Source organism: Paenibacillus sp. S33, assembly GCF_053615415.1.
Window position 1 is genome coordinate 1,119,364 of record NZ_JBSIEZ010000001.1, and the last position, 23,137, is coordinate 1,142,500.

22 protein-coding genes and 2 pseudogenes are annotated in these 23,137 nt (G+C 44.9%); 17 read left to right on the forward strand and 7 right to left on the reverse strand.

Going from position 1 to position 23,137, the window contains the following annotated elements; genetic code table 11:
- Positions 1-5: 5 nt before the first annotated feature.
- From ACWGXJ_RS05210 to ACWGXJ_RS05230, 5 genes are all read left to right on the forward strand, one after another.
- Positions 6-1,037, forward strand: coding sequence for an ATP-grasp domain-containing protein (locus ACWGXJ_RS05210; protein ID WP_250259278.1), 1,032 nt, complete (start codon positions 6-8; stop codon positions 1,035-1,037).
- 58 nt (positions 1,038-1,095) lie between these two features.
- Complete coding sequence (locus tag ACWGXJ_RS05215; protein WP_061831751.1) at positions 1,096-1,776, forward strand: hypothetical protein; 681 nt, start codon at positions 1,096-1,098, stop codon at positions 1,774-1,776.
- 97 nt (positions 1,777-1,873) lie between these two features.
- A complete protein-coding gene (locus ACWGXJ_RS05220) occupies positions 1,874-2,974 on the forward strand; it encodes a toxic anion resistance protein (protein ID WP_061831750.1) in 1,101 nt (366 codons plus the stop codon).
- Between the two features lie 338 nt (positions 2,975-3,312).
- Complete coding sequence (locus ACWGXJ_RS05225; RefSeq protein ID WP_452566334.1) at positions 3,313-3,858, forward strand: hypothetical protein; 546 nt, start codon at positions 3,313-3,315, stop codon at positions 3,856-3,858.
- 43 nt (positions 3,859-3,901) lie between these two features.
- The gene (locus tag ACWGXJ_RS05230) at positions 3,902-4,579 is read left to right on the forward strand and encodes a vWA domain-containing protein (RefSeq protein ID WP_061831748.1); all 678 of its coding nucleotides are present in this window, start codon (positions 3,902-3,904) and stop codon (positions 4,577-4,579) included.
- A gap of 314 nt (positions 4,580-4,893) precedes the next feature.
- On the opposite strand, the gene ACWGXJ_RS05235 is transcribed toward ACWGXJ_RS05230, so the two are convergent.
- The 4 genes from ACWGXJ_RS05235 to ACWGXJ_RS05250 all read right to left on the reverse strand — a co-directional run bounded on the left by ACWGXJ_RS05235 (position 4,894) and on the right by ACWGXJ_RS05250 (position 8,991).
- Positions 4,894-5,274 (reverse strand): DUF3899 domain-containing protein, encoded by a 381-nt coding sequence (locus ACWGXJ_RS05235; RefSeq protein WP_250267545.1) that lies wholly within the window; start codon positions 5,272-5,274, stop codon positions 4,894-4,896.
- A complete protein-coding gene (locus ACWGXJ_RS05240; RefSeq protein ID WP_069291216.1) occupies positions 5,274-6,917 on the reverse strand; it encodes a peptide ABC transporter substrate-binding protein in 1,644 nt (547 codons plus the stop codon). The genes ACWGXJ_RS05235 and ACWGXJ_RS05240 overlap by 1 nt, the downstream gene beginning before the upstream one ends.
- Before the next feature lie 195 nt (positions 6,918-7,112).
- Complete coding sequence (locus tag ACWGXJ_RS05245; RefSeq protein WP_452566335.1) at positions 7,113-8,063, reverse strand: ABC transporter permease; 951 nt, start codon at positions 8,061-8,063, stop codon at positions 7,113-7,115.
- A gap of 1 nt (position 8,064) precedes the next feature.
- A complete protein-coding gene (locus ACWGXJ_RS05250) occupies positions 8,065-8,991 on the reverse strand; it encodes an ABC transporter permease (protein ID WP_452566336.1) in 927 nt (308 codons plus the stop codon).
- 318 nt (positions 8,992-9,309) lie between these two features.
- Here ACWGXJ_RS05250 and ACWGXJ_RS05255 point away from each other — a divergent pair, with 318 nt between their 5' ends.
- From ACWGXJ_RS05255 to ACWGXJ_RS05275, 5 genes are all read left to right on the forward strand, one after another.
- Positions 9,310-10,077, forward strand: a complete 768-nt coding sequence (locus ACWGXJ_RS05255; protein WP_028542078.1) for an amino acid ABC transporter substrate-binding protein — start codon at positions 9,310-9,312, stop codon at positions 10,075-10,077.
- Between the two features lie 40 nt (positions 10,078-10,117).
- Positions 10,118-10,777 carry an amino acid ABC transporter permease gene (locus tag ACWGXJ_RS05260; protein WP_023987212.1) on the forward strand — a complete coding sequence of 220 codons (660 nt, stop codon included), beginning with the start codon at positions 10,118-10,120 and terminating at the stop codon, positions 10,775-10,777.
- A gap of 15 nt (positions 10,778-10,792) precedes the next feature.
- A complete protein-coding gene (locus ACWGXJ_RS05265; protein WP_023987213.1) occupies positions 10,793-11,545 on the forward strand; it encodes an amino acid ABC transporter ATP-binding protein in 753 nt (250 codons plus the stop codon).
- Between the two features lie 269 nt (positions 11,546-11,814).
- Positions 11,815-12,420 carry a VC0807 family protein gene (locus ACWGXJ_RS05270; RefSeq protein WP_452566337.1) on the forward strand — a complete coding sequence of 202 codons (606 nt, stop codon included), beginning with the start codon at positions 11,815-11,817 and terminating at the stop codon, positions 12,418-12,420.
- A 6-nt stretch (positions 12,421-12,426) separates the two neighbouring features.
- Positions 12,427-13,032, forward strand: a complete 606-nt coding sequence (locus ACWGXJ_RS05275; RefSeq protein WP_322162531.1) for a TetR/AcrR family transcriptional regulator — start codon at positions 12,427-12,429, stop codon at positions 13,030-13,032.
- A gap of 138 nt (positions 13,033-13,170) precedes the next feature.
- Here the strand turns inward: ACWGXJ_RS05275 and ACWGXJ_RS05280 are convergent, their stop codons facing one another.
- A complete protein-coding gene (locus ACWGXJ_RS05280; RefSeq protein ID WP_069291222.1) occupies positions 13,171-13,389 on the reverse strand; it encodes a DUF6809 family protein in 219 nt (72 codons plus the stop codon).
- Between the two features lie 441 nt (positions 13,390-13,830).
- Here ACWGXJ_RS05280 and ACWGXJ_RS05285 point away from each other — a divergent pair, with 441 nt between their 5' ends.
- Together ACWGXJ_RS05285 and ACWGXJ_RS05290 are read left to right on the forward strand one after the other, a co-directional pair.
- The gene (locus ACWGXJ_RS05285) at positions 13,831-14,469 is read left to right on the forward strand and encodes a glycoside hydrolase family 11 protein (RefSeq protein ID WP_061831741.1); all 639 of its coding nucleotides are present in this window, start codon (positions 13,831-13,833) and stop codon (positions 14,467-14,469) included.
- Positions 14,470-14,792: 323 nt separating this feature from the next.
- A pseudogene (locus tag ACWGXJ_RS05290) lies at positions 14,793-15,185 on the forward strand (SUMF1/EgtB/PvdO family nonheme iron enzyme); the annotation flags it as partial.
- Between the two features lie 124 nt (positions 15,186-15,309).
- On the opposite strand, the gene ACWGXJ_RS05295 reads toward ACWGXJ_RS05290, so the two are convergent.
- Positions 15,310-16,662: an MATE family efflux transporter gene (locus ACWGXJ_RS05295; RefSeq protein ID WP_452567868.1), complete on the reverse strand. Its 1,353-nt coding sequence runs from the start codon at positions 16,660-16,662 to the stop codon at positions 15,310-15,312.
- Between the two features lie 138 nt (positions 16,663-16,800).
- Here ACWGXJ_RS05295 and ACWGXJ_RS05300 point away from each other — a divergent pair, with 138 nt between their 5' ends.
- The 3 genes from ACWGXJ_RS05300 (at position 16,801) to ACWGXJ_RS05310 (ending at position 19,185) form a co-directional block, all read left to right on the forward strand.
- Positions 16,801-17,487, forward strand: a complete 687-nt coding sequence (locus ACWGXJ_RS05300) for a TetR/AcrR family transcriptional regulator (protein ID WP_061831738.1) — start codon at positions 16,801-16,803, stop codon at positions 17,485-17,487.
- A gap of 577 nt (positions 17,488-18,064) precedes the next feature.
- Positions 18,065-18,817: an alpha/beta fold hydrolase gene (locus tag ACWGXJ_RS05305; protein ID WP_209950015.1), complete on the forward strand. Its 753-nt coding sequence runs from the start codon at positions 18,065-18,067 to the stop codon at positions 18,815-18,817.
- Positions 18,818-18,948: 131 nt separating this feature from the next.
- A complete protein-coding gene (locus tag ACWGXJ_RS05310; RefSeq protein ID WP_452566338.1) occupies positions 18,949-19,185 on the forward strand; it encodes a dihydrofolate reductase family protein in 237 nt (78 codons plus the stop codon).
- 174 nt (positions 19,186-19,359) lie between these two features.
- Here the strand turns inward: ACWGXJ_RS05310 and ACWGXJ_RS05315 are convergent, their stop codons facing one another.
- A complete protein-coding gene (locus ACWGXJ_RS05315) occupies positions 19,360-20,676 on the reverse strand; it encodes an erythromycin esterase family protein (RefSeq protein ID WP_452566339.1) in 1,317 nt (438 codons plus the stop codon).
- Between the two features lie 506 nt (positions 20,677-21,182).
- Here ACWGXJ_RS05315 and ACWGXJ_RS05320 point away from each other — a divergent pair.
- Both ACWGXJ_RS05320 and ACWGXJ_RS05325 read left to right on the forward strand, forming a co-directional pair.
- Entirely contained in the window at positions 21,183-22,334 is a 1,152-nt protein-coding gene (locus ACWGXJ_RS05320) for an epoxide hydrolase family protein (RefSeq protein WP_452566340.1), read from the forward strand.
- Between the two features lie 38 nt (positions 22,335-22,372).
- Positions 22,373-22,491 (forward strand): annotated as a pseudogene (locus ACWGXJ_RS05325) (amidohydrolase family protein); the annotation flags it as partial.
- Between the last annotated feature and the right edge of the window lie 646 nt (positions 22,492-23,137).

A 23,137-nucleotide genomic window follows, 5' to 3' on the forward strand; every position in this document is an offset into this window, starting at 1 on the left:
GCTCTGTGAAGAAGGTTAAGGTGTATTTTAACCGCTGGTTTTCAGTGGCGTATCATTATATGAATGCTATTCGTAACAATGAGGACGGTATTCCGTTCGAGATCTATGCGACGCACTCTGATCCGCAGCACATGGCGCTACAGGCCAGTGATATAGCTGAAGTAGAGCCTCGCACCAGTGGTGTGGAGTACGCACGGTTTTGCGCTGATTTTTGCAGGCGGCACGGAATTGATGTCTTTATCCCACGGTGGAATATGCTCGATATTAGCAAGCATCTTTATTTGTTCGATGATATTGGGACAAAAGTGATGGTATGCCAAGATACCGAACTGCTGGAGCAACTGATGGAAAAGGATCTGTTTTATGAATCCATTCGTCAAAAGGACATTGTCACGATTCCCGACTATGCCATTGCCAGCAATGCCGAGCAGTTTAAACAGGCTTATGAGTCGTTAATAGCACTTGGGCATAAGGTATGCTTCAAGCCATGCAATGCAGAAGGCGGGATGGGCTTTCGTATCATTAACAATGAACGTAATCCGCTGGAGGAACTGTTCGGCCATGCGCTGAATCATATTTCGTTCGAGGAAGCACACCGCGTATTGTCATCCACAGAATCATTTCCCAATCTGATGGTGATGGAGCTGCTGGAGGGATACGAATACAGTATTGACTGCCTAGCTGACCGGAACGGAAAGCTGCTAGCGGCAGTTCCGCGTAGGAAAGCAGGAGGACGATTACGGCTGCTGGAGCAGCATTCCGAGCTGTTGAAGGTGGCACAGAAGGTCGCTGAGGCGTATCACATTCCGTACAATTATAACATTCAGGTAAAATATAACGGCGAGCATGCCAAGTTGCTAGAGATCAATCCGCGGATGTCCGGAGGACTTCATGTATCATGTTTGTCTGGTATCAATTTTCCTTATCTAGCGGTGAAATCGGCTTTGGGTCATGAGATCGGTTCACTTCATCCGCAATACGACATTTTAGCCAGTCATATCGAGCAGCCAATCACCATTCGTAAATCCGTACATTGACACACACAAATATTGTTTTCTACAATATGGTAAGGGTTTACGTCAGGAGGTACAAGCTATGACGTCAAAAATGTGGGGTGCCACGATTGCTGTGGTTAGCTACCTGATTGCGCTTTTACTAAGTTTTTGGTTGCCACTGTTTGTGTGTTTGGCGATTCCGATCATTGGTTTGGGAGGATACAGTGCCATCATGGCCGTTCGCCATCCTCGCCCCAATCTGACCGGTTCCGTGATTCCGGTGGTGCAGGAGCAGGTCGGTGAGACACAGCAGCATGAAAAGGAAGCTACCGTTCGACCGGAGTCTATGACAGGACAAGTACGTCAACCAGATCAGGTGAGCAGTGAATTTGCTCAGGTGATGGAGTATTTGGAGGTCCTGGAGGACATGGTGATCTCCGAGGGACAGAAGGATACGCTTGATAACGAGATTGTCGAGAAGGCGCTGGCTCTATTTGCACGTTTGCAGCGGGTCATTCCGCTTTTGCATGAACTGAACAACAGCGAAGTGAATCATACGGTTCGGAGATTGATTTTGAAGGATTTGAACGGACTGATTAATCCGTTTCTTCGGCTCAGCGGCGATGCGAAGCGGACCAACCGGAGGACGTTATTAAACGGATTACGGGATGTGGACAGCAAAATATCGGTAATTGTGTCCACGGTGGAGCACAAGGATCTGCTGGAATTACAGAGCAAAGCGGAGCTTATTCACCAGCGATATAGCAGTTCCGAATTGTAGGCGATTTTTTGAGAAAATAAAAAAGTAGCAGAATAGCTGCTCTGAATAACAACGATTAGATTTGGGTAACAGTTGTTTTCAGAATAGGAGGTAGCGTATGGCGACCCCATGGGCTGAATTGAAAAAAGAAGATGAACAAAAGGTGACTGAGGAGGCTTCACAGCTGATTCAGAAGGTATCACAAAGCGATGTCATGAGCCTGGATACTTTAATGGATGATATCGGTAAGCTGGGGGTTAAAACGCAGGAACGTGCGGGGCAGACCCTTAAAATGCTGGATCGTCCGGTAAACGACCTCATGTCCGGTGATCGGGCTGAGGTATCCAATATGATCTTAAAGCTACGTGATGAATGCGAAACGCTCCAGCAGAGCAAAAATATGAGCTTTTTTGGCAAGCTTCTGCGTAAAAGCCCGTTAAAAAACTACATTTACAAGTATCAGTCGGTGAAGACGAACATCGAGAAAATCATTACTGCCTTGAGAGATGGTAAGGATAATCTGGAAGAAAACATCGTCAGCATGAGACAGTTGAAGAAGGCTTCCATTGAAGAAATCTACAATTTACAGACGAAGATTGCCTTTGGTAATCGCTTGAAAGAACTGTTTGAGACCGAGATTGCCAAGCCGGAAAACGAAAACCGTAAGCCTCATTTGGAGCGGGGATTACGCAAGGTGGTTACTCGTACGCAGTCGATGACTGAAATGATTTTATTATACAATCAGGCGATTGCAGCAACGGATATTATTAATGATAACAATGATAAACTGATTGATTCTGTAAATAATGCGATTGATAAAACATCGAATCTGATCACTGTATCGGCTATGATCGCGATGGCGCTGGCGGATCAGGATAAAATCATTTCAGCCGTCGATGCGACCAACCGTACGATTGAAGATCAATTCAAGGAAAATGCGAAGCTTCTCAAAACGACGACCGAGAGAACGACAGATTTGCTTAGCAAGCCTTCTATGTCACTGGAGGCTGTGAATCAGGCGATTGGTGATTTGGTATCTGCTTTGGATCTGTCTGAAAAATCAAACCGTCGGATTATTGAAAGCTGCCACGATTATACAAGTAAAATGACAGCAATCAATGCCAACCTTAGCCAACGTCTGGGGATCGAAGGGAAAGAACCATCCAAACCGCTGAAGGATAGCAATTCCTCTGAGGGTCTAAGCTCGTTTTTGAACTGATGACAATGTAGAATAATAGACCCAATCTATGAAAAAGACGCCAGGATGACTCCGAAAGGCGTCTTTTTTTGGTTTGGCAGCAGCTAATAAAGGACATGATGAACATACATAGCATTCTCGTGCATAAACTCTTAAAAAGCGAATGACAAAAGGAGAGAGCGAGCGTATGATGTCCTTTATTTTAGGGTGTGTGATTGTCTATTTACTCGTAGCTGCCAGTAGCGAAAAAGCAGATTCAATTGTGGAGTTAAATGATTCTGTGAAATAAATTTTTTTATTGAAAATCATGCATTTTCTGATAGGATAGAGTTAAATATTGGAATCCCAAAGGAGAATGCATGCTGGAATTTTCATTTGAAATCATCGACGAATCGAAAATTAACATTGTATATCAGTATGGAAGCAGTAGCTTCAATTTTAATTTATTTTTTAACTACGGTGTGTGGACGCTGCATCCTTTTGACGGGATTCTACTGCAGAACAAGGAAATGTGCCGTCTGATCGTTACGGATCTGTTTAAGAACAAAGATTTTCATGTCATGCTGGCGCGCGAAAATATTTTATTATCAACCCTGCGTACCTCTATTGATCTCAATCCCGAAACTCGGGGAGATCGATATCAGGAACAGGAATTTGATGAGCTGTCTGATTTTGCTGAGACACACAGCTTTGAAGAGGTACTGCAAATAGAGCAGGAATCCGTCCGCGAGCGTATAGATTTCTTCCAAAACATCATTCAAAAAATGTATATGGAAGGATTCGGCCCGGAAGACAATGATTTTAACAAGGTACAAGCTATTCTTCGCATTTATAAGGCTGCACATGACCAACTCGGAGAATTGAGCGACTTTCCCCTGAGAGGCGACGAACGACGCAGATGGTAGACTAGACGGGCTAGGGTATACATCATAGAGGAGCGTGGGGAACATGAGCAGTATTTCTTTACTTAAAAAGAATGCGCAACTGGTACTGACTAAAAAGAATCTAACAAATGTAACTGCAAGAGTTGGATTGGTGCTCGATATTTCAGGATCTATGAGAAGCTTGTACAAAAATGGTACTGTTCAAAAGGTGTTGGAACGAATTGTTGCAGTTGCGAGTTCTTTGGATGATGATGGTGTACTGGACGTATGGGTGTATGATCACCGTTTTTCGCGTTTGCCGTCCGTTACCGAAAATGACGTTGACAACTATGTTGAAAAACATATTTTGTCCAATGATTATTTGCCCAAGTTCGGTCGTAATGATGAGCCACCTGTTATGCGCGATGTTATCGCCAAATACACCAAGGAAGAACCCTCTTCTGATCCGGCCTTTGTTATTTTTATTAATGATGGCGGTGTGAAGCGTGGAAAAGGAGATAATATCGACAACGCAGTCATTGATTCGTCAGGAGAGCCGATTTTCTGGCAATTTATCGGTGTGGGTGAATCCGATTTTGGCGTATTAAAGAAGCTGGACAATATAGAGGGCCGTGTGGTAGATAACGCTAACTTCTTCCAAATTCAAGATATCGAATCTATGGAAGACAATGAATTGTACGAACTATTGCTTAACGAGTTCCCATCATGGTTACAGGAAGCGAAGGAAAAGCAGATTTATTAAGGCTACTAAGTGTTGTACTATGAGCCCTTCTCAAAGCTTAATATATAAAAAATGCAAAAAGAGAGAGTTCCGCTAGCAAACGCTTTGCGAAACTCTCTCTTTTCTTTACACACCTCTAAAACGTATAGAAGCTCTACGGCGGTTGCCAGCGGAGCGGGCAGAATTGTTCTGAAGAAGCGAAGCGTTCGCTTTTGTCCTCGGATTTTAACCTTTACTGGTTGTGTACAATAATAAAAATCCGAGGGCGGTGGCGATCGGAAGAACAATCTGCACGCGCAGCGCCCATCAACCGCAAGAAAGCTTCTCATATCACCCTAACTTATCCCCATTAATATCATCGAGCAAAGGATAAGCCCCGCCCCGCACCCCGAAGTATATACCTTGAGGTGGCGGAACATGGATGTTTTCCAGGCTGACAGAGATTCATCGGAACGCAAACGTTCATTTTCCTCCCGTAATGCCTTGGATTGACGAATGAACAACTGTCTGATGTCGGCAAATCCCCGCAGGAAGAGGGTTAGAAAACCGCTTTGCAGAACGTGGAAGATTGCACCGATCACCAAGCCCAGCAACCCCAACAGGAATAGCAGATTTGCAGTAGCCATGTTTTCACGACCATACAAGAGATGGGGGATGGCGTACAGAAATCCTAAAGTACCGACAATCAGGGCAGTGAGCCCGAAACGTAAAATCATTATTTTTCGACCCGTTTCGCAAAGCGCAGGTCTGGGTTCGAACGAGCATCAAATACGATACCTTGAATCTTAGGACTGATTAATGCAGTGTCCGCAGAGAACTGGATCGGAATAATCGGCAGATCTTCCATCAATACGTCTTCTGCCTGATGGAGCTGTTCAAAGCGTTTTGCCGGATCAAGCTCAAAGGTTGAGGATTCGATCAGTTTGTCATACTCCGGGTTGCTCCAGTTGGTAAAGTTGTTCGAATTTTTGGAAGTATAATGCCCCAATACGCCGAGGGGATCCAGGAAGTTTCCTTCCCAGCCCATACGAGCGATCTGGAAGTTCTTCTGTTTAAAGGTATCAATGTACGTTTTCCATTCTTGATTCTCCAGCGTCACTGCAACGCCCAGGTTCGTTTTCAGCATTTCCTGAATCGCTTCAGCTACTTTTTTATGCTTGTCCGAAGTGTTGTATTTAAAGGTGATCGGTGGCAGCTGTGTTAAACCTTCTTCTTTCAGACCTTCGGCCAGCAATTGTTTTGCTTTCGCAGCGTCAAACTCATAGTATTTTTTCGGTGCTTCATCACGGAAGTCCTTGCCGGATGGCGTTGTTGTTCCGTATGGAACATAACCGTAAGCCGGAGTTTCGCCACCTTTGGTTACGCTGGTAGCCAGTGCTTCGCGGTCAATCGCATAGGCAATAGCCTGTCTGATTTTTTTATTGTCAAACGGCTTTTGTTTTACGTTAAAAGAATAGGTATACACACTGAAAGATGGATGCGACAGGAATTCCTTGTTGCTCTTTTCCTGATCCAGGGTATCTACGGGAAGGCTCAAAATCAGATCCAGATCGCCCGTTTTATACATTTGATAATAAGTTGTGGAGTCTTGAACCATTTTAAAATTAATCGTTGCCATCGTAATGGCATCTTTGTTCCAGAATTGATCGTTTTTCGCCAGCGTAATCTGCTCGTTATGTTTCCATTCCTTGGCTACATACGCACCGTTGCCGACCATTGTGCCCGCTTCTGCTGCCCATTTGTCATTTTTCTCAACAACCGATTGGTTTACTGGCAGATAGGCATGACCCACTGCGATCGTTGGGAAGAAGCTCAGCGGTGATTTCAGCTCAACTACCAGAGTTTTATCATCTTTGGCTGTAACACCCACGTCTTCAATTTTACCTTTGCCTGTGTTGTAAGCTTCGGCACCTTTGATGTAGTAGAGGGCAGAAGGATCGTAGGCAGCTGTTTTCGGATTCAGTACCCGTTTCCAGGAGTATTCAAAATCCTTAGCTGTCAGTGGGTCACCATTCGACCATTTTGCGCCGTCACGGATCGTAAAGGTGTAGGTTTTACCGTCAGGAGATACGTCTACTTTGCTGGCAGCGCCTTCTACGATTTTACCGGCCTTATCGTATGTATACAGCCCTTCGTACAAGTTATCAATCACAAAGTAGGACGTTGTATCTGATGCGAAAGCAGGGTCTAGCGTATAAGGCTCGCCACCTGCCAGATTGGCAGTAATTTCTTGCGGGATATCTGCTTGAGGCGCGGCGGACGGGTCGTTGCTTGCTGTTTTGTCCGTATTACCAGAGCATCCAGCCAAAGCCGTTACGGCCAAAAGTAAGATGATCGTCATCCAATGCATTTTTTTCATTGTGGTTTTCCTCCATTACTGTGATTAATTATGCCAAAATAAGGTACACCGTACCGGGGGTTATTCATCCTCCTTTCCCGCAGGTATGCCGCGTGTGCGCACTTCGATAAAGGAATTGCCGTTTTTCCTGCTGTTAGGCAAGAAGCTGCGGATCATGGTGACACCCCTCCTTGTCCAATTTCGATCTCTACATTGTTAATGTTGTGAGCGCGGGTCAAGTGCATCCTGAAGCCCGTCTCCAAGTGTATTGAACGCCAGCATGGTGAGCGATATCATCAGCCCGGGGAAAAATAGGCGCCACCATTGACCGCTTAAAATAACGCCAAGTGAATCGTTAGCCATCGTCCCCCAGCTGGCCGAAGGAGACTGAATCCCCAGACCGAGAAAGCTCAGGAATGATTCGGCAAAAATAGCCGACGGAATAGTGAACGTCAAATTTACGATAATGATTGCCGCTGTGTTTGGTAGCAAATGTCTGAAGATAATACGTGAATGAGATGTCCCCAAGCTACGGGCTGCTAACACATATTCTTGCTGCTTCAGCTGTAAGATTTGCCCACGCACTACACGGGCCATACCGACCCAGCCAGTAATGGATAATGCAATAATCATTGTGAGCAGTCCCGGCTTCATAATGACGAGCAGCAGAATGATGACCAGCAGATAAGGAATGCTATACAAAATTTCAATAATACGCATTAGGACATTGTCGATCCGGTCGCCCGTTTTGCCGTGCCCAGCACAATAGCCAGCAACACAGCCGACGAGAATGCCAAGTACCAAATCAATAGCGGCAGCGGCAAAGCCGATCATGAGTGAAATTCTAGCTCCGGCCCATGTCCGTGCCCATACGTCCCTCCCCAGATCATCCGTACCAAACCAATGCTCTTTCGAAGGAGAGAGATTCGTTTTCAAAAGGGATTGATCACTGGGTGCATAGGGAACCATGGAAGGTCCAACAATCGCCAGCACAATAATCATGATTAGTAGGGAAAGCCCCAACAGAGCAAGCTTGTTGTTAAAAAGTCTGCGTAGCCGATCCCGCCAGGGTGATTCTTTGGGTCTGGTCAACGTGTGGGTGGGGAACTGGCTACGATCTACAAGACTGAACAGGCTGTCCTTTTCGACAGTAGGTGCTGCTTTCATGTTAATCTCCTTTGCTGACTAATTTGATTCGTGGATCGACAAGGCGATAGGAAATATCTGTTAAAAATAAGGTAACGACCAGAATAGCACTGTAGAAAATGGTCGTCCCCATAATCACTGGATAATCCCGATTAAAGATACTATCTACGAAGTATTTACCGATGCCGGGAATGGCGAATATTTTTTCAACGACAAAGGTACCTGTAATGACGGAAGCGAATAGCGGTCCGATAAAGGAAAGCACCGGAATCAACGCATTGCGTAGTCCGTGACGAAGGACTACTGCCCAAGAGGACAACCCTTTCGCTTTGGCAGTGCGTATGTACTCCTCATGCATGACTTCCAGCATACTCGTCCGCATAAAACGGGCGATAACGGCAAGCGGTGAAACAGCGAGAGCCAGCGACGGAAGTACCGTATGCTGCCAGGTTCCCCATGAGGCGACCGGAAGCAGATGCCATTGGACGGCAACATACTTGATTAACAGCGGTGCCAATATGAAGCTGGGTACGGAAATACCAACAATCGCGATAAACATCGAGATATAATCCAGTGGTCGATTATGGTGTAGAGCAGCCAGCGTTCCGAGCGAAATACCGGCAATAATTGCGACTACGATGGATTGAATACCCAGCAATGCAGAAGGTGGAAAACCTCGGGCAATGAGCATATTGACGTCCGTCGTTTTCGATTGAATAGACGGGCCCATGTCCAGCACTAGCAGATTTTTGAGATACAACACATACTGCACAGCGAGCGGCTTGTCCAGGTTGTATCTGGCACGCATGTTTTGCAATACCGCTTCCGGAATGGTTTTGGAATCGTTTGAGAACGGATCACCCGGAATGATGTGCATAATGATGAACGTTAAAGTGACGATAATCCACAACGTAATGAACATCGTAAAGAGACGTTTTAAAATGTACATGGGGCTTTATTTCTCCTGTCTATCAAGCTGATTTACATCCTATTGCTGTTGAAATTTTAAAATAAATAAAAGTATATAAGAATACTAGGAAATAATAAGACGGTTTAAGTGACATGTCAAGGTAAGGTTTTACATTATAGAACACAGGTCAAATTTTCGTCACAGGTTTTCCATTTATATAAGGCTAAGATTCCGCTTATTCCTCTCGACGAGTATCCTGCGGTATGTTATGATGATACTCTGATAACGTGTTAACGAACTAAAGCGTTTGCCACCTGTTCTTGGATACGGGGGTCACCATTGTTGGAGGGGAATAAGATGAGAAAAGCAGCCATGTTTACGATGTTGATTGGATTGATGATGATCGTGTTAGCCGGATGTTCCGGCGGTAAGGATGACAGTAAATTGATTATTGGAATTGATGATAAATTCGCCCCGATGGGCTTTAGAGATGAAAATAACGAGCTGACCGGCTTTGATATTGATTATGCGAAAGCGGCCGGGGAACAAATGGGTAAACAGGTGGAATTTCAGCCGATTGACTGGTCTGCCAAAGAATCCGAGCTGAACAGCGGACGTATTGATCTCATTTGGAATGGATACACCATTACGGATGAGCGTAAGGAAAAAGTGCTGTTCACAAAGCCATATCTGAAAAACAGTCAGGTGATTGTCATTCCGGCTACTTCCAGTCTATCCAAGCTGGCTGATCTAACGGGCAAAACGGTCGGACTCCAGACGCTGTCTTCAGCAGCCGATGCATTGGATGCAAATCCGATCAAAAGTAAATTGAAGCAAGTGTCCGAGTTCCCGGATAATGTTCTCGCTTTGACTGACTTGAAAACCGGGCGTCTGGATGCGGTTGTCATTGATGAAGTCGTTGCCAAGTATTATATGTCGAAGGAACAAGGGACGTATAAGCTGCTTGATGAATCATTGGCCCCTGAGGAATACGGCATCGGTGTGAAAAAAGGAAATGAAGAGCTGTTGACGCAGCTGCAATCTGCTTTGGATGAGCTGCACAAGAACGGAAAAGCTGCTGAAATTTCGAAAAAGTGGTTTGGTGAAGATAAAGTATTAAATTAATACGTAGTGTATTGAACTAAGGGTTTAGGAGTCGAAGGTCATGAGTATGGAATATATTTTACGAATTATGAAGCCTATGCTTGAAGGGGCACAGATGACGGTTATTTTATTTTTCATCACGCTCATCTTGTCTATTCCATTGGGTTTTATCGTTACGTTGCTGGCCAAAAGCCGGATTAAGCCAATCGCCTGGCTGATGCATACGTACATTTATGTTATACGCGGTACGCCGCTATTGCTGCAATTATTGTTCTTTTGTTTTGGTCTGCCGATGTTGCCTGTCATTGGGGAGTATCTGGTATTGGACCGGACAACGGCTGCGGTACTGGCATTTGTACTGAATTATGCGGCTTATTTTGCAGAAATTTTTAGAGGCGGGATGTTGTCGATTGATAAAGGGCAATACGAGGCTTCGCAAGTGCTGGGCTTGAGCAAGTCGCAGACGCTGATTAGAGTCATTGTGCCGCAAATGGTACGGATTGCTTTGCCTGCGGTGACCAATGAAGCGACAACACTGGTAAAAGATACGGCACTACTGTATGCAGTAGCGGTACCGGAACTGCTGCATTTTGCCAATACGGCTGTAAACCGTGATTTCTCGATTGTACCTTATGTTGTAGCGGCGGTTATTTATTTGTTGTTAGCTTTGGTGCTGACGCTATTCTTCAGGGCGCTGGAAAAACGTTTTAAATTCGAGTAAAAGGAATGTCGGGATATGAATACTAATGCAATAGAAGTTACCGATTTGAAAAAATCGTTCGGCAAGCTCGACGTTCTGAAAAGAGTGAGCTTTAACGTTAAAGCGGGCGAGGTTGTAGCCGTCATCGGTCCTTCAGGTTCAGGAAAAAGTACCATGCTCCGTAGTTTGGTACACCTGGAAGATGTGACGGGCGGGACGATCCGCATTCATGATAAAGCACTGGTGGAAAACGGTCAGTACGCTCCGGCAGGTGACATTAAGGGCATTACCACCGGTATGGGCATGGTGTTCCAGCATTTTAATCTGTTCCCTCACTTGACGGTGCAGGATAATCTGGAGCTGGCTCCGAAGCTGGTGAAGAAGGTGAGCAAGGCTGAGCTACGTCGCCAAAGCGCTGAGTTGCTGGCTAAAGTCGGATTGGCAGATAAAGCAGATGCGTATCCATCCCGACTGTCGGGAGGGCAGAAGCAGCGCGTGGCGATTGCCCGGGCAATGATGATGAACCCTGATATTTTACTGTTTGATGAGCCGACCTCGGCCCTTGATCCCGAACTGACGGGTGAGGTGCTGCGAGTTATCAAAAAGCTGGCTGAGGAACATATGACGATGGTCATCGTGACCCACGAGATGAACTTTGCGAGAGATGTGGCGGATCGTGTCATTTTTATGGATAATGGCGAAATTGCAGAATCCGGTACACCAGAGCAGATTTTTGGCAATCCTCAGCTGGAGCGGACGAAGGTGTTTTTGAATCGGGTGGGGGATTAAAAATATAGTTGCTTGTTAGAGTGTGTGTCCGTGAGCAATATGTTTTTAAGCAGGAAGTATGAGGGAAGAATAAAGGCAAGGGAGATGGCAAACGCCATCTCCTTTTTGTAGTCATAGAGTATGCGAACTGTGTAGCCACATTTGGGCAATATGTAGATTGAGGTTCGTATACAGATTATTATTTTTAATCTTTACATACCTACCGAAGGTATGTAAATGAAAGATACCTACCGAAGGTAGGTTTTGAATGATGAGAGGATGAGTCGATCATGAATAAAACTCGCAACGAAATCATCTTTACGCTAATCATTAATATCGTATTGCCTTATTTGGCTTATCGCCTGCTAATTCCGCATACGAGCAGTGTGGTGGCTCTGTCTATCGCTGCTCTTGTACCACTATGCGACTCGCTCTACAATCTTATAAGGACGCGCAAAGCAGATGTGTTCTCTGGCTTTATCTTTCTTGGTCTGATTCTTGGCGTCGTGGCCGTTCTCTTGGGCGGTGACGAACGCTTCATTCTGCTACGGGAGTCTTATGTAACCGGTATTATGGGGTTGGTGTTTCTAGGCTCGCTGCTCTTTGGTCGACCATTAATTTATTATTTTGCCGAGAGATTCACAGGCCATAATCCTCAGATGAACGATAAATGGGAGAAACTTCCGCGCTATCGCTTTAACTTCCGCCTAATAACGGCGGTGTGGGGACTCAGCCTGCTGCTGGAAGCCTTCATCAAAGTAGTGCTGGTATATTCGCTATCCATACCGACCTTTCTGGTCGTATCGCCGTTCTTCACCTACGGGCTTATTGGTTTGACGATCTGGTGGAATATAGGTTTCATTAAACGAATAAAAAGACAGACAAACGGGAGGTAAAAGATTATGCAAGATAAAGCGATGAACGACAGTCTAAAAAAGCTGCTTGAGATTGCCGAAAAGATGATTATGGAGAAAGGCTGTCGGGCGACGACACTACAGGATATTGCGGATCGCAGCGGACTGACTAAAGGAGCCATTTACCATTATGTCAAAAGCAAAGATGAATTGTTCGGTATGATTCTGGAGGCGGGAATGGAGAAAACCAATCAGCGCTTTTTTGAATCTGTCGCCCGGACTCCCGCAGGACCAGAAGGAATCAAATCCCCACTTAACACCTTAACTGAACGCCTTCGTAACATCGGTGGTGGGGACAGCGCTGCCAGCCTGATTTTTATTTATCTACTCAGCCAACAGGATAAGCCCGCCGTGGCTGGCATTCTGAAACGTTATCATGAAGCATCTATCCTCACTGCCAAAACGTGGATCGAAGTCGGACAGCAGAATGGAGCTATCCCTGTTTCAATCGATGCGGACAGGACAGCTCGGATGTTCACCGTGTTCAAGAACGGACTGCAAGTTCAGCATAACATAGTGACCGATGGCGATAAAATCAACGAACTGGAAATTTATGAGTTCTTGATGAATGCGCTGGGCGCAGGAAGAGGCTAGGCAGCCCCTCCATTCGTTCAGCTATCCCTGGATTTTACCTTTAAGTTTATATTCTACTGAGGAGAAATCTAGGGATAACAGCGATCGGAAGAACAATCTGCATGCGTAGCGGGCTCACCACCATAACTCCTCCATTATCTATCTATTACGATCAACAATTTCTTTGTCCTCGCTAAATACTTCAATCATCGTTAATGCCCCCGCCCGGTACCCGTGAATGAATGCTGCTGGTAATTTGCTTTTCAACATCTCCATGAGATCACTAATTTTTTGATTCACTTTTTGAGATTCAGGGTCGGTTGAATTTATCTGTTCACTAGGACGCCAATTCCCATAATACATATCCTCCAAAATCATTTTTTATCATACCTACTATGAAAAGTTAAGTGTTTGTCCTCACGTGAATCGAGAATTCCCATTATGCACTGCTAATCACCCAAGCACATTTTACAGCATGTGATGGATGCATATTGATATTTATGCGTTATTTGCATAAAGTTTTTTTAGTATATAAGCTGAGTTGAAAATGTACATGAGGCGCCACTACGCTGCCGGGTGTTGCTTCCCATCGCTGTAATACTGGAATTATTCTATAAAATTCAAAGAAAGCTAAACATAATAGAGTTAAAGCTTTAATTTGCTAGGTTTATATGCAAACGCTATTATTCTATAATTTCACTCAGAAAGGAGGTTAAAGTAAAAAAATACGGAATATGGAACGTATAGATGATATACTGCAAAGAGAACCAACCAACAAGCAAGTGTAGGGACAAACACAAAAATTTTAGGAGGTAGAGTATGTTTAATTTTAGTAAGAAAATGATGACGGTAGTTCTTGCAGCTTCCATGAGTTTTGGGTTGTTTGCAACAACCTCAAGTGCAGCGACAGACTATTGGCAAAATTGGACCGATGGCGGTGGGACGGTCAATGCTGTTAATGGATCAGGCGGTAATTACAGCGTAACATGGAAGGATACCGGGAATTTTGTTGTCGGCAAAGGCTGGACTACTGGATCGCCAAACAGAACGATCAACTACAATGCCGGTGTCTGGGCGCCGTCCGGTAATGGATATTTGGCTCTCTACGGGTGGACGAGAAACTCACTCATCGAATATTACGTCGTTGATAGCTGGGGTACTTATCGACCTACCGGAACGTATAAAGGTACGGTGACCAGTGATGGGGGCACATATGATATCTACACAACAATGCGATACGACGCACCTTCCATTGAAGGCGAAAAAACGACGTTTATTCAGTACTGGAGTGTTCGACAGTCGAAGAGACCGACCGGGGGCAACTCCACAATCACTTTCAGCAACCACGTGAAAGCATGGGCGAGCAAAGGAATGAATCTGGGAAGTAACTGGTCTTACCAGGTGTTGGCGACAGAGGGGTATCAGAGTAGCGGGAGCTCTAACGTAACGGTGTGGTAACCACTCAACTGCAAGCTGTTCAACGAACAGGCGCGGTTGGGACTGTCTCACGGGATAAGCGGGTTTTGAGAGCTGTCTGATAGATAGGGTTTAAATGAATCGATCATGGAGGACTCACCGAGCCCTAAGTATTGTAGACAGGCCGATGACCGTTCCCCTCCAGTCTATCCGTCAGTGCGGATGCGTTGAAGGCCGTTTCCTGCCAGGCGAACGGCCTTCGAGGCTGCTGGAGGCGAGTTGCAGGCCATCACGGCCTACTATTTTTCCTATCAGCTTAAAGGATATCTATCCATGAGAAAGCTATTAATGTTTATTTTAATAGCAACAATAAGAATGATAACGATAATATAAAATGGATAGCAACGATCAACGAGGGAGCTAACAGTTACCGATTGCCTACAGAAGTAAAGTGGGAATATGCAGCAGGCGGAGGTCAGGCGAGCAAGGGCTACACATACAGCGGAAGCAATAATGACGACGAGGTCGCATGGTATTGGAAAAATGCCGGAGACAAGTACTTATCTGGAGACTGGAACTGGCCTATCATCGAGAGCAACAATAATAAAACAAAATCAATAGGTACCCAGAAACCCAACGAGTTAGGAATATACGATATGTCCGGCAACGTCAGCAACAACGAGATATCATTCCGAGGCAAGTTTGATGCGAATGGCTTTGGTCCCGATCAAGGGTTTCGTATAGCTCGTAGAGAATAGTCGGAATAAGGCACTACAAATGAAGGTTAAACTAACGGGCAGTTTAGGTTAGTACAGTTCTACCCCACCGAGAAGACAGGGTCGGGGAGTGGCCTATCCTGCCTTCTTGCGTGTTATATGTTTTCTACTGTACTAAATTATCCAAATCCGGCTGCAATTTGGTCCGCAGAACATACAGCATGGTGGCACCAACAAGGAACGCAACGGCATCCGAAATGACAAGCGACCAGACCACCCCGTGGAATCCGTTCATTCGATTAGCAATATACAACACAGGAATCAGAGTAACTCCTTGAATAACTGACATAATAAACGCGGCGGTTCCTTGCGCTGTTGCTTGAAAGATACCGGTAAACAGCGAGGTCATTCCTGTAATGAATAAGGATAAGAACGTCACATGTAGAATGTAGCTACCCATTTCAATTAATTGTGGGTCACTCGTAAATAAACCAATTAAGTGGTCGGAAATCAGATAGACGATAACACCGAACACGATTGCTAACGCCACAATAGCTTTGATTGTAAATCCAATGGTATGTTTCATGCGTAATTTATTCGCTGTAAAAGAGAAGGCAATCAACGGCACAACTCCCTCGCATAAGCCCATCAGAACAAACTCAGGAAATTGCAATAAGCGTGATGAAATTCCGTAAGCCGCTACGGCCTGATCCCCATAATCGACAAGAAAATGGTTAAAGATGAGCGACATTGCACCCAAGAAGATACTCATAACAAAGACGGGAACTCCGATTTTGAATACATTGTTCAGAATATCCGTGGTAGCTTTAAACCATTTTACGGAGACAGTTAAGAATTGGCTCTTATATCCCATATGGAAGGCGTAGAATGCACTCGCAACCAAGTTAGAGATGACCGTAGCAGACGCAACGCCGATCACGCCCCAATGGAAGACGAAGATGACTAGCGCGTCGAGAATAATATTCACGACAACACTGAGAATCATTCCGATCATCGATGTGATTGCTGCACCCTCGGAGCGCACGATATTCTCTAGCGTGAAGAATAATACGACGAATGGTGAACCAATAAGCATAATCGTGACATAGTCCTTCGTGAATCCGAAGGAGCTAGTTGTTGCCCCGAGGCCATGAACGATTGGATCGATCAACGGGAGACCGACCGCCATCACGATAAGACCGAGAACTAAACTGCTGTAAAAGGCGAATGAAGACACATGCTTCACATCGTCATATTTTTTCTCTCCCAGCAAACGAGAGATGAATGTGCCGCTACCCATGCCTATCAAGTTGCCTAGCGCCATAATGATCGCGAATAACGGCAAGGTTAGTGCGAGTGCGGTTAACATGGCAGTATTGCCCAGTGTACCAAGGAAATAGGCATTTAAGATGGAATAGATGACATTCATTGACGTACCTAGCATCATCGGTACAGCGAAGTGAGCTACGGCTTTTGCGACCGGTGCTTTTTCAAAGTAATGGAGGTTTTCTGCATCCATGCGAGTCACTACTTTCTTTATTTATTTTGTCCTTCAGTCTAACAGTGTTAGGTTGTGCCTTACAGTGTTAGATGATATCATGAACCTATGAACCTGTAAAGCATAAACTTACACTGTTAGATAAAAGGGCGGATACCGATGAAAAAAAAGCAGCCTCAAATTTCGGAGGATAAGATTTTGGAAGCCTCGTGGGAGCTTCTTGGAGAGGAGGGTATCGAGAAATTCAGTATGAGACGATTGGCCGACCGGCTAGGGATTCAGGCTCCCTCTTTGTACTGGTACTTCAAGAGCAAGCAGAATCTCTATCAGCGCTTGGCCAACCAGGTATCGAAAATTATTCTGGAGGAGTTTCATTCCGAGGGGGACTGGAAGGAGCAGCTGACGGGGCTTGCGGTAACGATGCGGAGTGTGCTCTACCGGTACCCCTGCTCCACGCAGCTCATGATGATGACGCTGCCCCACGAACCGGACATCATCCGGTTCACCAACCGTATGCTGCTCTGCGTGGAGTCGACGCCGCTTGAGCAAGAGCAGAAAATACAAGTGGTTACTACACTTGTGAACTATGTCTCCTACTTCGTCCTAGACGATTATCAGCATGAGCGTAATGTCTCCGCTATCCTCAAGGACCAGGGAGCGCTTCCGGGTGAGGAGATGATTCACCTTCTGAATTCCATGAGCGAGACAGAAGTGGGACTATTCCGGAGGATGTTCACGAACGGGCTGTTCGAGCTGATGGGGACCGACGGAGCGTTTGAGTTCGGATTGAAGCTGATTCTGTTGGGGGTTGAGCAGGTGATAAAGGAGCAGGAAAGTAGTATGTAAAAACCGCCCATCCGGTTATTGGATGGGCGGTTTCAATTAGGTTACGTTTACCCTAAATTGTTAGTGAATTTATAATCTTGTGCCTGTCTTTTGTCCTTTGTAAACGTGATTTACTTGTATTAGTCATCAAGACAGGAAATATGTATCTTCAACTCAATTGCTAAGCATAAAACCAAAAGAAGCATTTATAAAGTTGATGTTATTGTCATATAAAATAATGATAGATTAACTAGTACTGGAGTACATTACAGAAAAGAGAACTTTATCACCGACTTTTTTAGCACGTAATAGCGGCAAATTCGCTTTTGATATCCGCCGCTATTCAACTAAAAGGCAGTTATTCAAAGTGACTTCATATCAATGTAAGTTTTGCCCGGTCAAGGATTTCGGTGTTTTAAGCCTTGTAAGAACTTCTGATTTACGCAAAGTAGGCTCTCCAAGCCGCAAATTGCGCGGCATTCAATGAGATATTGTTTTTATTTTCGACGTGGATATCTTTTTTAATATAGACTGTATGTTCAGTCATAATTAAAATGTTAATCAAGAAAAATATTACCACATTGGGGAGGGGAACAAGGTGGAACTTTTTTACGAAATCGAAGGAAATGGAGTCCCTATAGTCATGATTCACTCGGGAGGTGTCGACTCAAGGGTATGGAGATATATGGTGCCTGAATTGGCAAAATCATTCAAGGTCATTACCTTCGATGGTCGAGGAACCGGCCGCTCGCCTGCTATGCAAGAGCCGACTTCACTTGTGGAGGATTTGCGCAAACTTCTCGAACATCTCGGACTGGATCTTGTCACACTTGTTGGTCATTCCATCGGTGGGCAAGTCGCGACTGATTTTGCGTTATCATATCCTTCTATGGTTGAGCGGCTAGTGGTGATTGCCCCTTCATTGACGGGATTTGCATATTCGCAAGAATTTACCAATTATATAGCATCGGTGAATGCGGCCGCTCCCGATATTTCAAAACTTGTAGAGTTGTCTTTAGCCGGACCGATCTATCGGGCTACGATGGCTAGCCCCCACCGGAGATTTCTGAGTGAAATGCATACTCACTACATGACAAGGGTATTTACCGAGTGGAGGAGCTTTGATGTCCTTTGGCCAGAGCCGCCTTCGATTGAACGTTTAGAGAACATTGCAGCGAGTACGTTATTTATACAAGGAACAATAGAATGGCCGGATATGTATAATATCGCCGAGTACTTCAAGCGTGTACCTGAGATTAGGTTTGCCGAAATCAAAGGAGCTGATCATATGCTTGTCCTTACTCATGCGGAAGAACTAGCAACTAGCATCCGACAGTTTTGTCACAGGTGAGAACCATACATGAATAGATTGGGTATCTCTTGAATCAAAGTATTATAATGGGGTGATAAGAAATTTCCACTTTTGAAACTGGATTCTTTGCTCGAATCATTTTAAAGAAGGAAAACGCAACACCAGATGAATTGGACGCAACCCCCGTCCAAGGGGATCTCAAGGAAGAAGTTTTGAACCTTAAAGAGCAACTTGGAAGAAACATCTTGGTGCTTGGAAGAGGCGAGTTAGTTAGGACGCTGATGAAGCATGATCTCGTCGACGAGTTTCGGATCATGATCTTTCCGTTTATACGGGGGAGTGGAAAGCGTTTGTTTACAGATAACATCAAGAGTCTATACCAAGACCTTACATTCGGGAGCAGTTGAATTGACGTACCGTCCATCAAAAGAAGATAACGTTTTCACCAAGGCTCAGACTGATATAAACAAAGTCCGAGCCTGCCGCTGTTTTATTTTGGAGCCAGTCAATAATTATAATCCGGAGCCTGACGGTAAACTATACCCAGCTGCCCTGCATCCCAAGACGGTTCTTGCGAGCTGTTATTCTGAAAATAAAGCATCCGTTGCAACCGGCTGAAGGATAGGCAGTGGCTGAAGGGAGATGGTCCGGTCGAGATGAACAAACGCATCATAACGATCCGCCATGCTGGAAGGCACGTAATTGCCGAATCGCTCATGAGCAGGCTCATATACCACACCGATGGCACGGTGGCCAATGACCGTATGCAGCATGGAAGATGCATCGGTGAGCATTACCATGCCATTCCGGCCGCCTCCCGCCTGGTGCATGCAATACTCCCAGCTTCCTGGTTGTCCGGGCGGCACGGTCATTTTCTCGACCGGAGCTCCCCAAGCTCTTCCGGCCAGTACCTCGCCCTGATAGGTTCCGAAGCCAACGGCAAATACACGATGTTCTGGATCCTCCCGCAGCAGCTGACCCACATTGACCATGCCATCAGCCATCATATCCGTTGCCCGCGCATCACCGATATGCGTATTATGCTCCCAGACAATGGCTTTTGCCGAGGCGCCGTAATATGACATGATTCGCTTCAGTGATTGAACCATATGTCTGTCCCGTATATTCCAGGACTGCGGGCCGCCCTGGACCATCGTACGATAATAGGCCTCCGAGCTGGAAGTGACGAGCATGTTCACCTCCGCATTTAGTTCTTCCTCACTTCCCGGATACGCCATGCGCCGGCTCTGAATCTGCTTCAGTAGCTCAATCACTTCTTTCTCACAGCTCTCCGAGAGCAATCCTGCCGCAATGCCATAAGTCTGATGGTCCCTGCTATATGGATCAAAACAGGCGTATGTCCTGCGGGCCTGTTCCAGCTGGGGAGACTTGGTCTTCTCCAAATAACCGATGATTGCCTCCATCGATTCCCATAACGAGTACATATCGATGCCATAAAATCCAACCTTGGGACAGCCACTGCCGCCCCCTTGATTCACCTCATTGTAATCCTTCAGCCACTCCGCGAAATCACGAATATCCGTATTCGCCCACATCCAGGTCGGCCAGCGAGTAAAATCACCCAGTGCATCGGTTGCCGAAGAATCGGCCCCCTTCATTCCTTTAACATACCGGTTCAATCGATAAGCAGAGGGCCAGTCTCCTTCCACGCCGATAATGTTAAATCCCTTGCTTGCAATTAGCTTCTTCGAAAGCTCGGCCCGAACTCGGTAAAAATCAGACGTCCCATGGCTTGCCTCGCCAAGCAGCACAATATCTGCATCTCCGATGGCCTTAACTATGCGGTCTAGATTCTCCATTCCGTCCAATGGGATAAATAAGGCATTCAGCTCTTTCAAATATGCATTCTGCTCTGATAGATTATCATTAGAATTCATGAATGTGTTCTCTCCTTTAGACGGTATGAGTGAATTATTTCCGATTTGTCCATTCATTAACCCAAAACATGTCTCCCTTAGTGATAAGCCCGGGTAAGTCTGGTCGGGGCAAAATTTGAATTGATCTAACGGGACACGATAGCTTAATAAACAACTAAGACACGGCTACCGGCATGGATCGGCCATGTTGTACTAACGGGCAAGATAGCGTGACGAAGTAATCTCGATAAATAAATAGAGGCACAGCTAATTCAGAAGATCGGCTGCCATTTACATTAGTCTAAAAACCATTCAAATAAAATCGGAGCGCTTCGGAAAGTGTTATGGTGTTGGGAAATTGGAAGTCATAACAAAAGGCTGAAGTAATTAAGATAATTGTAAAATGTTGAGGATAAGGAAGGTTACTAAAGTCCTCCACGGCGAAAAAAATGCCCGATTTTTAGCATAGTACCACAGCAGTTCAAGGGATATCATTAAGATGTGCGCAAAAAAGGAGGAGAAATATAATGTCCGTTGAACGTTTTCATATTCACATTGCAGATGAAGTCCTTGATGATTTGAAAAGAAGATTACACCACATCCGCTGGCCGTATCAATTGGAAAACTCAGGCTGGGATCGAGGTGTTGATTTAACTTATTTAAAATCCCTTGTTTCGTATTGGCGAGAACAGTATGATTGGCGCGAACAAGAATCTCAGTTAAACCGTTTTTCCCAGTTTCGCTGCAAGATCAATGGAGTTGATGTGCACTTTGTTCATGAGTACGGAAAGGGTCCCAATCCCATGCCCATTATTCTAACCCACGGATGGCCAGATAGTTACCTTAGATATCAGAAGATTATTCCTCTTCTTACAGATCCAGCTAGCTATGGAGGTGATCCTAAGGATTCTTTCGATGTCATTGTCCCTTCATTACCTGGTTTTGCGTTCTCTAGCTCTCCTGACCATCCTGGTGTCAACAATTATCAGGTTTCCGAGATGTGGGCTAAATTAATGACAAAAGAATTAGGATACGATAAGTTTGCTGCAGCAGGTGGGGATATAGGTTCCGGAGTTACGAGATATCTGGCATCGAACCATCCTGAACTTTTATTCGGGATTCACCTAACAGATATTGGTATCATAAGAGATCTACTTACGTCCCATGAGCAGGTAAAACTTTCAGAGGAAGAACTTCAATACAAGAAAAGAGCATTAGAATGGCTTTCTCTAGAGGGAGGGTACATGTCGATACAATCGACACGTCCACAGACTCTTGCGTATGGACTTTCTGATTCACCAGCAGGCTTAGCCGGTTGGATTATTGAAAAATTCCGAGCTTGGAGTGATTGTGGAGGTGACCTCCGTCAAAGATTTAGCGAAGATGAACTCATTACGCATATCATGGTTTATTGGCTTACTAACACAATCGGGTCGTCAACGCAGATGTATTACGAAAATTCACATTCTCTGCCGTCATTAGGCTATATAAAAGTACCAACTGGGGTTGCATTATTCCCAGCAGATATAGTATTACCACCAAAAGACTGGGCAGTACGCAATTTAAATATAACTCGCTGGACTACCATGGCTCGTGGTGGACATTTTACGGCCATGGAAGAGCCAGAGCTTTTAGCCCAAGAAATTCGTACCTTCTACAAGCCTTATAGAGTGGAATAGTGAGTGTTTATGATGGAGCAGATACCTTAGAATAATATTCAAGAGCAAAAAGACCTTTTGAGTATGTGCGAACATCCAATTGATTCAGCGTTTGTTTGATGAAAAAACTACGGATAAAATCTTTTATTCGAATGCTATTAAAAGGTATTTCAAATAATTTTAAAATGCGCACTGATACGCTAACGGGTACATTAGTTGAAACAAAAAGGTTGCCGTGGCAGCCTTTTTTATTTTATGTTAGGCCTAGTAGGACCAACTTACCAGTTGAGGCCGATTGGATCAATAAATCTGCCTTAATGATGTGGGTTAGTATCCATTATTAAAGGCGGATTCACGAAATTCAATATAAGGCTCCTTAACGTTGTAAAACCGTGTTTGCTGGCGATACCTCAATAATGTAAAAAATTACAATTCATTCTCGTCCCTAAAAGTATGCTTATAGGAACGAGAATGAATTAGTCTATTTCACGTCCCCAAATGTGTATAAATAATTATTGGAACGTTTCAGTATTAATGGTCCCTTTTTTGGAACTGAAAGGGGATGCATCATATAGTAGATATGTTTGTGTGTCGGTCGGCCAAATACCAAGCTACTTTCGACGCTACTGTTGATCAAGAGCATGATGCCCAAAAAGTCGTAACAAGATATCTAACTGCTATTCATGAAATGCATTTATCGGATGCAGTAGATATGGTCAAAGATTCACGGTACCTGTAATGAAGAAAAACAAATTCGAAAGTATAAGCAGTACAGTAATAGAACTGATTTTGATAACTTGGTTATTAATTAGTGTAATTTACCT

Coding starts and splice junctions, on each gene's coding strand:
- ACWGXJ_RS05215 (WP_061831751.1), top strand. CDS start 1,096: ATGACGTCAAAAATGTGGGGTGCCACGATTGCTGTGGTTAGCTACCTG.
- ACWGXJ_RS05220 (WP_061831750.1), top strand. CDS start 1,874: ATGGCGACCCCATGGGCTGAATTGAAAAAAGAAGATGAACAAAAGGTG.
- ACWGXJ_RS05225 (WP_452566334.1), top strand. CDS start 3,313: ATGCTGGAATTTTCATTTGAAATCATCGACGAATCGAAAATTAACATT.
- ACWGXJ_RS05230 (WP_061831748.1), top strand. CDS start 3,902: ATGAGCAGTATTTCTTTACTTAAAAAGAATGCGCAACTGGTACTGACT.
- ACWGXJ_RS05235 (WP_250267545.1), bottom strand. CDS start 5,274: ATGATTTTACGTTTCGGGCTCACTGCCCTGATTGTCGGTACTTTAGGA.
- ACWGXJ_RS05240 (WP_069291216.1), bottom strand. CDS start 6,917: ATGAAAAAAATGCATTGGATGACGATCATCTTACTTTTGGCCGTAACG.
- ACWGXJ_RS05245 (WP_452566335.1), bottom strand. CDS start 8,063: ATGAAAGCAGCACCTACTGTCGAAAAGGACAGCCTGTTCAGTCTTGTA.
- ACWGXJ_RS05250 (WP_452566336.1), bottom strand. CDS start 8,991: ATGTACATTTTAAAACGTCTCTTTACGATGTTCATTACGTTGTGGATT.
- ACWGXJ_RS05255 (WP_028542078.1), top strand. CDS start 9,310: ATGAGAAAAGCAGCCATGTTTACGATGTTGATTGGATTGATGATGATC.
- ACWGXJ_RS05260 (WP_023987212.1), top strand. CDS start 10,118: ATGAGTATGGAATATATTTTACGAATTATGAAGCCTATGCTTGAAGGG.
- ACWGXJ_RS05265 (WP_023987213.1), top strand. CDS start 10,793: ATGAATACTAATGCAATAGAAGTTACCGATTTGAAAAAATCGTTCGGC.
- ACWGXJ_RS05270 (WP_452566337.1), top strand. CDS start 11,815: ATGAATAAAACTCGCAACGAAATCATCTTTACGCTAATCATTAATATC.
- ACWGXJ_RS05275 (WP_322162531.1), top strand. CDS start 12,427: ATGCAAGATAAAGCGATGAACGACAGTCTAAAAAAGCTGCTTGAGATT.
- ACWGXJ_RS05280 (WP_069291222.1), bottom strand. CDS start 13,389: ATGATTTTGGAGGATATGTATTATGGGAATTGGCGTCCTAGTGAACAG.
- ACWGXJ_RS05285 (WP_061831741.1), top strand. CDS start 13,831: ATGTTTAATTTTAGTAAGAAAATGATGACGGTAGTTCTTGCAGCTTCC.
- ACWGXJ_RS05295 (WP_452567868.1), bottom strand. CDS start 16,662: ATGGATGCAGAAAACCTCCATTACTTTGAAAAAGCACCGGTCGCAAAA.
- ACWGXJ_RS05300 (WP_061831738.1), top strand. CDS start 16,801: ATGAAAAAAAAGCAGCCTCAAATTTCGGAGGATAAGATTTTGGAAGCC.
- ACWGXJ_RS05315 (WP_452566339.1), bottom strand. CDS start 20,676: ATGAATTCTAATGATAATCTATCAGAGCAGAATGCATATTTGAAAGAG.
- ACWGXJ_RS05320 (WP_452566340.1), top strand. CDS start 21,183: ATGTCCGTTGAACGTTTTCATATTCACATTGCAGATGAAGTCCTTGAT.